Source organism: Streptomyces sp. NPDC059787 (assembly GCF_042732315.1).
GTDB lineage: Bacteria > Actinomycetota > Actinomycetes > Streptomycetales > Streptomycetaceae > Streptomyces > Streptomyces atrovirens.
Genome location: NZ_JBHWHX010000063.1, coordinates 1 through 9,179 on the forward strand (window position 1 = coordinate 1; position 9,179 = coordinate 9,179).

Annotated in this window: 7 protein-coding genes; 1 reads left to right on the forward strand and 6 read right to left on the reverse strand. The window is 72.1% G+C overall.

Annotation, left to right across the window (positions count from 1 at the left end; genetic code table 11):
- Positions 1–131 precede the first annotated feature (131 nt).
- The 4 genes from ACFV5H_RS34330 to ACFV5H_RS34345 form a co-directional block, all read right to left on the reverse strand.
- Positions 132–1,034: an alpha/beta hydrolase family protein gene (locus ACFV5H_RS34330; RefSeq protein ID WP_385198678.1), complete on the reverse strand. Its 903-nt coding sequence runs from the start codon at positions 1,032–1,034 to the stop codon at positions 132–134.
- 947 nt (positions 1,035–1,981) lie between these two features.
- Positions 1,982–3,643 (reverse strand): tetratricopeptide repeat protein, encoded by a 1,662-nt coding sequence (locus ACFV5H_RS34335; RefSeq protein WP_385198680.1) that lies wholly within the window; start codon positions 3,641–3,643, stop codon positions 1,982–1,984.
- Positions 3,644–3,744: 101 nt separating this feature from the next.
- On the reverse strand, positions 3,745–4,236 hold the full coding sequence (locus ACFV5H_RS34340; protein WP_385056317.1) for a hypothetical protein: 492 nt from the start codon (positions 4,234–4,236) through the stop codon (positions 3,745–3,747).
- On the reverse strand, positions 4,233–6,623 hold the full coding sequence (locus tag ACFV5H_RS34345) for a molybdopterin oxidoreductase family protein (protein WP_385056320.1): 2,391 nt from the start codon (positions 6,621–6,623) through the stop codon (positions 4,233–4,235). The genes ACFV5H_RS34340 and ACFV5H_RS34345 overlap by 4 nt, the downstream gene beginning before the upstream one ends.
- Positions 6,624–6,849: 226 nt before the next feature.
- Here ACFV5H_RS34345 and ACFV5H_RS34350 point away from each other — a divergent pair, with 226 nt between their 5' ends.
- Positions 6,850–7,671, forward strand: a complete 822-nt coding sequence (locus ACFV5H_RS34350) for an SAM-dependent methyltransferase (RefSeq protein ID WP_385056322.1) — start codon at positions 6,850–6,852, stop codon at positions 7,669–7,671.
- A 71-nt stretch (positions 7,672–7,742) separates the two neighbouring features.
- Here ACFV5H_RS34350 and ACFV5H_RS34355 read toward each other — a convergent pair whose 3' ends face one another.
- Positions 7,743–8,663: a helix-turn-helix domain-containing protein gene (locus ACFV5H_RS34355; RefSeq protein ID WP_385056325.1), complete on the reverse strand. Its 921-nt coding sequence runs from the start codon at positions 8,661–8,663 to the stop codon at positions 7,743–7,745.
- A gap of 155 nt (positions 8,664–8,818) precedes the next feature.
- Complete coding sequence (locus ACFV5H_RS34360) at positions 8,819–9,049, reverse strand: DUF397 domain-containing protein (protein WP_385056328.1); 231 nt, start codon at positions 9,047–9,049, stop codon at positions 8,819–8,821.
- Positions 9,050–9,179: the final 130 nt, after the last annotated feature.

The window sequence follows — 9,179 nt, forward strand, 5'->3', positions numbered from 1 at the left end:
GGGGGGCCCCCGCGCGGGTGGGCCGGCCCCCGCGCCCCCGGCGTTCCGGGGGGGCCCGCCCCAACGCGGGCGGGGGCCCCCCGTCTCCCGCGCGCCGCCACCGGGTGGTCGTTCGGCGGGAGCCGAGGATCTCAGGAGGTGTGCGGGCAGTTGCCCCGGGACTCCTCGACCGTCAGGCTCGGCCGGGGCAGCGGGCACAGGAACTGCTCGTAGCGGGTGTCGTTGTCGATGAACCGCTTCAGCCAGGAGACGCTGTACTTCGCGATCGTCGTGTTCGACGAGTTGGGCGTGAAGTGGGTGGCGCCGTTCAGCTCGATGTAGGCCCGGTCCAGGGAGGACGGCAGGCCGCTGTACAGGGGCTCGGCGTGACTGGAGACGGGGGCGACGGTGTCGCCGTCGGCCCCGAAGAGGAGGGTGGGGGTCCTGACCTCGGGCCAGGTCTTGTCGAGGTTCCAGGGGGTCAGCGGGATCGCCGCCTGGAGCGAGGGCCGGTCCTTGGCGGCTTCGAGGGTTCCGCCGCCGCCCATCGAGTGGCCCATGACGCCGAGCCGGCTGCTGTCGATACGGCCGCGGACCGCGCTGCGCTGGGTGAGGTAGTCCAGCGCGGCGAGCAACTGGTCACCGCGGGAGGCGGGCTGGTCCAGGGTGGTGTTGGTGTCGATGGTGAACACCACGAAGCCCTGGGAGGCCAGGCGCGGGCCCAGCCAGGCGATGGAGGACTGGTAGGCGGTGAAGCCGGGCGAGATGGCGATCGCCCCGAAGGTGCCGTCGGCGGTGCTGGTCGGGTAGTAGATGGTGCCTCCGCCGAAGCCGGTGACGGAGAGTGAGGAGACGGAGGTCTCCGACACGGCGTAGGGGCCGCGCAGTGCCTCGATGCTCGATTCGGTCGGTGCCGGGCCGCGCTCGTAGGGGTTGTCGGCCGCCTGGGCACCGGGGCCGTTGAGGGTGGTGAGGCCGACGACGGCGGCGACCGCCGCGGTCAGTGCGGCGAACCTGCCGGTCCCGCGCCTGCTGCTGTGGGGGTGCTGCTGCACGACGAGTGGTCCTCTCTGTCGCGGCGGGCCGCCCGGCCGGCCGGTGCACGGGGATCACGGCGTGGTGGGGGCCGTGCCCCGGCCGGGGGCGTCGCCGATTGACTGGCGGTGCCACTGTCGGAGAGGAGGGGGTCGGTGCGGACCGGCAATCTCACCGGTCTCGTGCGCCGCGCCGGGCGTCCCGGGTGCCGGGTCGCGGGGCTTCGCGACGGGCTCGGGCGTCCGTAGGCAGCCGTGTCCGCGCGCACGGCATGACGGTGTGAAGCGGGGGTACACGGGCAGGCGCGGTCACCGTCGGAGTCGGCGCCGACGGTGACCGCGGTGCGTGGAGAGCACCCCCGTGGCGGTCGCGCGGAGTCCCTTGCGCCGCGTCGTGCACGTGGGCCCGGCCGCCGTCCCACTCGCACCGGGCGGGATCGGCCGGCAGCCGTTCGCCCCCGGCGGTCCCGCGCGCCGCAGGAACCCCACCACGTCCCGGTCGGGGTTCACGAGGCCGGCGACCTCACCGCGCACGGTGACCCGCCGTCCGCCCGACCCGCACGACGGATGCGCCACGACCGGCGCCTTCGTCGCCCTTCCAGGATCCGGCCGGCACCGCCGGTATGCGTTCCGGCCCCGCACATCACCCGACTGGCCCGCCGGACGAGCCGTCCGGGCCCGGGGCGTGCTCGTATGGAAGCGGCCTCCATGCCTACCCGGAGGGAGCTGGGAATGCACGAGATGTGGTGCGGTGCAGACACTTCGGGAGAGCTGGTGTGGCATGTCCTCACGTCGGACAAGTCATCCACGCTCTGCGGAGTGGAGAAGCAGGACGAGTCGACTCGTCGGCACATGACGGACCGGCACTGCTTCTCCTGCATGAAGACGTTCCAGGACGTCGTCGAGGCGAGCTGAGGCCGGACGGCGTCCGGCTCACCGAACCGGCCCGGGCATGCGCCCGGGCCGGTTCAGTGGCAGGGGTGGTGGGTCTCCAGCCGGCAGAAGCAGGACGACTCGACGGGTACGTCCGCCAGCGCGGCCGCCCGCTTGAGCTGCTGGGCGACGATCGCCGCCTCCCCGGTCCTGCCGGTGCGCAGCAGGCACTCGTGGAACCCGTGCAGCGCCCAGACGTTGCCCGGGTGCTGCAGGGGCCGGGGGAGGGTGTCGTCGAGGCCGAGGTCGGCCCGGTACACGGCTTCGGCCTCCTCGACGCGGCCCCGCTCCAGCAGCAGCGCCCCGTAGGCGTGCCGGGTGGGCTGCATCCAGCCCCAGGGCTCGTCGTAGGGCAGGTTGTCGTCCAGCTCGACCGAGCGTTCCAGCGCGGCGAAGGCGGTGTCGTACTCGCCCTTGCGGTAGGCGAGTTCGCCGTCCAGCATCGCCGACGCGACGGCGAGGATGTCGTGGCAGGTGTTGTTGAACAGCATCCGGGTCCCGGGGACGCGGCGCACGGCCGCGCGGAAGGCGGCCCGCTCCGCCTCGGCCCCGTCGGTGGCGCCGGTCGCGGAGAGGGCGACGCCCCGTGCGTAGTGAAGCATGGCGGTGGTCACGCGGTACAGCTCCGGGTCGGCGGGGAACGGCAGCGCCAGGATGTCGTCCCAGCGGCCGAAGCGGATCAGGACGTGGACGCGCATCGCCAGGAACCCCTCCAGCCAGTCGGCCATGGGCGGGCTCTGCACCCGGAGGAGTTCCTCGGGGACGGCGGCCTCGAGCCGCGCGGCGGCGTCCAGGGCCACCTCCGACTGGCCGGCGAACATGGCGCCGTAGATCCGGAAGTGGTGGTTGTGGGCGCGGTAGAGCGTGTAGAAGTTCATGGCGCCGGCCCGTTCGAGGTACTTCTCGTCGGCGGCGACGGCGGCGGTGTTGTCCGAGACGACCCGGCGGTAGTCGCCGCACAGCACTTCCAGGTGCGAGGGCATGTGGAGCAGGTGCCCGGCGTCGGGCACGGCGCCGCGCAGCCGGTCGGCGACGGTGAGCGCCGCCTCCGGCGTGGGGGACATCTCCATCAGGTGGACGTACAGGTGGAGGACGCCGGGGTGCCGGGCGCCCGCGGCGGTGGCGAGGGCGCCGTCGAGGACGGCCTTGGCCTCCAGGGTGCGGGCTCCGTCGGCCGGACGGCCGGCCTTGAGGTCCCACAGTCGCCAGGGGGTGAGGTTCATCAGGGCGTCGGCGCAGAGCGTGGCCACGTCCGGGTCGCCGGGGGCGTTCTCGTACACGGCGAGCATCCGGTCCGCGTAGGGCTCGTTCCACACCGAGCAGTCCTCGGCGGCCTCCGCCTGCGGGTAGCGGGCGCGCAGGGCCTCGATGAGGGCCCGCTCGACGGGGGTGGCGTGCGCGGCCTTCTCGTGCGCCCGCTCCACCGCCCGGTGGGTGCGCGCGACGGTGCCGGCGAGTTCGTCGCCGTCGAAGGCCTCCCAGGGTTTGTTGTAGTTGGGGCCGAGGGCGTAGGCGATGCCCCAGTGGGCCATGGCGCAGTCCGGGTCGGCCTCGGCCGCCTTCTCGAAACAGGCGACCGCCTCCTCGTGGTTGAACGCGTACGTCCACACCAGCCCGCGGTCGAACCAGAGTTGGGCGTCGGCGGAGGAGGTCGTCACGGGCCGGCGGTGGTCGCCGAGGTCGTAGTAGTCGTCCATGCGTGCCTCCCGGGGCAGCGGGCGTCCGGTAGGGACGAAACCGACGATAGCGGGGCACACACGCCGGCGCAGGCTTCCCCGGGGACCGCCACCCGTGCCGGTTACGCGCTGACGAGGAGCTGCGGCGACAGCACCTTGATCATCGTGTTGGTCCAGCGCATCTGGCGGAGGGTCTGCGGATGGCAGGAGGAGACCAGCTCCAGCAGCTCCCGGTCCCGGGTGGCCTGTGCCGCCTGGGCGAGCATCTCCCAGTGGAGCGAGCTGCGCGAGGCGGCCAGATGCAGGTCGCGCAGGTCGTGCAGGAGCAGCAGGCCCGTCTCCGGGCGGCGTCCGAGGGCCTCCGAGGCCTTCTCCCGCAAGGTGGCGAGCGGCCCGGGTGAGGGATGGGCGCGGGGGCCGGAGAGACGGACGCCGCGGTCGGGGCCGAGGGCGGCGAGCCGTGCGGCGTGTTCCCGGGACCAGCGGGCGACGTCGGTGGCGACGTGGTGGAACTCGTGCTCGGTGCGATGGCGTTCGGCGGCGGCCAGCAGGTCCTGTTCCAGGTCCCGTTCGTCGTCGTGCAGGAGGCGGAGTGTGATGCCGATGCCGCTCATGAGCCGCTCCCCGCCGTCCCGGTGCCCGTGCCCTGCCGTGCGTCCCGCCGGGCGACCAGCGTGACGCGGGCCGCGGCCGTCTTGAACAGGGGTTGTTTGGAGAGCGGGTCCCAGTCGGTGACGGTGGTCTCGTTGGCGGCCCGGCCGGGCCGGTCGTCGGGCGGCCGGTGGCCCTGTGGGGTGTCCCAGTAGCCGTAGTGGAAGGGCACGAACACCACGCCGTCGCGGATCGCGGTGGTCCGCAGCCGGGCCCGCATCGCCCCGCGCGGGGTGGTGACCTGGACCAGGTCGCCGTCGGCCAGGCCCTGCGCGGCGGCCTCCGCGGGTGAGATCTCCGCCCACACGTCCGGCGCGGCGGCGTTCAGCTCGGGCGCGCGGCCGGTCTTGGTGCGGGTGTGGAAGTGGTACACGGTGCGGCCGGTGATGAGCCGGAGGGGGTACTCGGGTGAGGCGTCCTCGTGCGGCGGGAGGTATTCCGCGGCCTTGATCACCGCCTTGCCGTCCGGGTTGAGGGAGCGGTACTCGACCGGGGTGACGGTCGCGCCGGTGACCATGTCCTTGCCGTAGCTCTCGCAGCGGTCGGGGTGGGCGTGGTCGAAGCCGTCGGTGTAGAGGCGGGCGGTGCCGTCGGGGGCGTCCTCGGTGCAGGGCCACTGGATGCCGCTGCCGTGCCGCAGCTTGTCGTAGCTGAGTCCGGTGTAGTCGCAGGGGCGTCCGGCGCTGCACCGCTGCCAGGCGGCGAACGCGCCCTGCGGGTCCCGCCAGCCGATCAGCGGCCCGCCGTCCTTGTCGCGGAAGTCCATGCGGGCGGCGAAGTCGAGGAGGATGTCGAGGTCGGGCCGGGCCTCGCCGGGTGGTTCGACGGCCTTCTCCGACAGGTGCACGGTGCGGTCGGTGTTGGTGAAGGTGCCGGTCTTCTCGCCCCAGGTCGCGGCCGGCAGGACGACGTCGGCGAGCTGGGCGGTCTCGGTGAGGAACAGGTCCTGCACCACCGTGAACAGCCGTTCCTGGGCGAGGATCGAGCGGATCCTGGCGAGTTCGGGCAGGGAGACGGCCGGGTTGGTGCCGGTGATCCACAGCATGCCCAGCGAGCCCTGCTCGGCGTAGCGGAAGATCTGCATCGCGTGGGTGGGCGGGCCGTAGTGCGGGATGGCGTCCGGCTCGACGTTCCAGATCTCGGCGAGCTCCGCCACGTGCGCGTCGTTCTGCCAGTTGCGGAAGCCGGGGAGGTCGCCGTTCGCGCCGCATTCGCGGGTGTTCTCGGCGGTGGGCTGGCCGTTCATCTGGAGGAGCCCGCAGCCGGGGCGGCCCAGCATGCCCCGGATCAGGTGCAGGTTGTTGACCTGAATGGCGGCGGCGGAGGCCTGGTGGGACTGGTAGACGCCCTGCAGCACGGTGGACAGCAGCCGTCGCGCGCCGCCGAGGAGTTCCGCCGCCCGTTCGATCTGCGCGGCGGGGACGTCGCAGATCTCCGCGGCCCACTTCGGGGTGCACTCCTCGACGCGGGCGGCGAGTTCGTCGAAGCCGACGGTGTGCGCGTCGATGTAGGCGCGGTCGGTCCGGCCGGTGCGGATGATCTCGTGCAGCAGGGCGTTGAGCAGCGCGACGTTGGTGCCGGGGCGCGGCGCCAGGTGGACGTCGGCGCGCTGGGCGACGGGGGTGTACCGGGGGTCGACGCACAGCAGCCGGGGCGGGTCGGAGCCCTCCAGCCGGTCCAGGATCCGCATCCACAGCACGGTCTGGGTCTCCGCCACGTTGTGTCCGAACAGGGCGATGGTGTCGGCGTGGTCGACGTCCTCGTACGAGCCGGGCTGGCCGTCGGAGCCGAAGGTCTCCTTGAGTGCCTCGGCGGCCGTCGCCGTGCACAGGCGGGTGTTGCCGTCGAGGTGGTTGGTGCGGATGCCGACGTGGGCGATGAGGGCGAGGGTGTAGTACTCCTCCAGGAAGAGCTGTCCGGTGGTGTAGAAGCCGACGGCGCCCGGACCACGTTCGTCCAGCAGGTTCCTCGTGCGGGCCGTGATCCGGTCCATGGCGGTGTCCCAGTCCGACTCCACCAGCCGCCCGTTCTCCCGCACGAGGGGCCTGGTCAGCCGGTCCGGTGAGTGGTTGGCCTGCCAGCCGTAGAGGTCCTTGGGCCCGAGCCGGCCGCGGTTCACCCGGTCGACCGCACGGCCCCGTACGCCCACGATGCGCCCGTCGCGCACCGCGATGTCCAGCGCGTCGCCGTTGGAGTGCAGGATGGAGGCGGACCGCACCCAGCGCTCCACGTCCTCCTCCGCGACCCCTTCCGCCAGGTGCGTGTCGGTGCGGGCCGGCCAGGGGGTGCCGGGCGCGTAAGGGGTGCGCGGGCCCCAGGGGTCGGCGATCCGGTCCGTCGAGCTGTCCAAGGTCCGACCTCCCACGGGGAAACGGCGACGCCCCGCGAGTACCCCCTCTCCGGAGCGCAAGCACTCACCCTAAGCATCCTGTAAGACACTATGGGTTATCTGGAGCGACCGGCGCGTCATTCCTTCCAGGCGACGTTCGCCGACGGGCTGGCACGCCCCCTTCGCGGCTCCCTAGGATGTACTCCCTGTCCAGCCAGTCCAGTTGGCGCGGCCCGCAGGGGGAACGATGCACACCGGTAAGCAGCTGTCCACCGAGATCGACGCGACCGTGCCGACGGCGGCGCGCATGTACGACTACTACCTGGGCGGCAAGGACAACTACGCGGCGGACCGTGCCGCGACCGAGGAGCTCGACAAGGTGGTGCCCAGCACCCGCCGTCTGGCGCTGAACAACCGGCGCTTCCTCCAGCGGGTGGTCCGCACCCTCACACAGGAGTACGGGATACGGCAGTACCTCGACCACGGTTCCGGCCTGCCCACCCAGGACAACGTCCACCAGGTCGCGCAGCGCATCGACCCGACCACCCACGTGGTCTACGCCGACAACGACCCGATGGTGCTGGTGCACGGCCGCGCCCTGCTGGAGCAGGACGAGCGCACCGTGGTCATCCAGGCCGACATGCGCGACACCGACGGGATATTCGGCCACCCGGAGACCCGTCGGCTGATCGACTTCTCGGAGCCGGTCTGCGTGCTGTTCAACTCGGTCTTCCACTGCATCCCGGACGACGACACCGACGGTCCGCTCGCCCTGGCCCGCCGGGTGCGCGAGCGGCTGGCACCGGGCAGCTTCATGGTGATGTGCCAGCTCGTCAGCGAGGACGCCGAAGTCCGTGAGTTCGTCACCGACTTCATGAACCAGGCGACCCAGGGGCACTGGGGCCGGGTGCGCGAGCCGAAGGACGTCGAGTCGTACTTCGAGGGCCTGGAGATCCTGGAGCCGGGCCTGGTGGAGGTGTCCACCTGGCGCCCGGACACCGAGGTGGCGCCCCGTCAGCTCACCCAGGAGTGGATCGAGTTCGGCGGTGTGGGCCGGCTCCCGCTGTAGCCCCTGACGCCGCGACGCCCCCGCGGGACCGTTCGGGTCCCATGGGGGCGTCGGCGTGTTCGCGCCCGCCGCTACGCCGTGGTGTAGCGCTCCTCGATCGCCCTGCGGAGCAGTTCCACCGAGTCGCGCGGTTTGAGCGCCTCGTCGGCGAGGCGGTCCAGCGCGATCCGGTACTCCTCCGTCTCGTCGCGGTCCTCGATGAAGTTGGCGCTCCTGATGTGCTCCAGGTAGACCACGTCGGGCAGGTCGAGCCCGCCGAAGCGCAGATAGGTCACCGGGATGGCGGGCGCCGACGCGTTCGTCACGTCCAGCGGCACGATCTGCACCGTCACGTTGGGCCGCTCGGCCATCGCCACCAGGTGCTCGAGCTGCTCGCGCATCACCGCGGGGCTGCCCAGGACGCGCAGCAGGACCGACTCGTCGATGACGGCCCAGATCTGCGGCGCGGCCTCGCGCGTCAGCAGTTCGGCGCGGCGCATGCGCAGTTCGACCCGGCGCTGCACCTCGCCGGCCGGGGCGTTCGGCAGCCCCCGCTCGACCACCGCGCGGGTGTAGGCGGCGGTCTGCAGCAGTCCGGGGACGTACTGGATCTCGAAGGTACGGATGGTGGCGGCGGCCTCCTGGAGCCCGACCAGACGGTCGAACCACTCGGGCATCAGCCGCTTGTCGTACCGCTGCCACCAGCCCGGCTCCCCGGCCCGCAGAAGCAGCTTGAGCAGCACCGAGGCCTCGTACTCGTCGGTGCCGTACAGCGTCAGCAGTGCCCGGACATCGCCCTCGGTCGGCGGGCGGCGGCCCTTGCCGGACTCGATGCGGGACAGCTTCGCCGGGCTGAAGCCGACGGAGCGCGCCGCCTGGTCCTGGGACAGTCCGGCGTCGTCGCGGAAGCCCGCCAGTTGCACGCCGACCAGCATCTTCAACAGGGTCGGAGCGGGCTCGGGCCTGTCCAGATAGGGTTCCAGACGGGAGATTCGATGCGACGCGGCGGACATCCTGACTCCCAGCAGACCGGCACAAGGGCGCTTTACACTATCGCATCCGACTCTCCCTCACCGCATCCACGTGCGAAAGCCCCGAGGAAGTGGCGAGTCGAGCTCCGCTTCACCGACACCGGTCCGGGCGGCCGGTGCCGGTTCGGCGAGGGCGTTCAGACCAGGTGGTCGAACTCGCCGTCCTTCGCGCCGGCCAGGAACGCGGCCAGCTCCGCGGCCGTGTAGACGAGGGCGGGACCGTCGGGGTCGCGGGAGTTGCGCATCGCGATCCCCCCGTCGGCCAGCAGGGCCACCTCGACGCAGTTGCCCTCGGCGTTGCTGTGCCGGCTTTTGATCCAGCGGGCGTCCAACTGGCTGGCCCGCACTCCGTTGCGCACTCCTGGCACCGCTGTCTCCTTGCTGTTCCCGTGTCTCCCGGTGCGGGGGGCGGGGGGCCGAGCCCCCCCCCCCGCGAAAAAAAAGCCCCAAAAAAACGGAAAATTTAACCCCGCACAATCAACCAGGAAAAAAAACAGA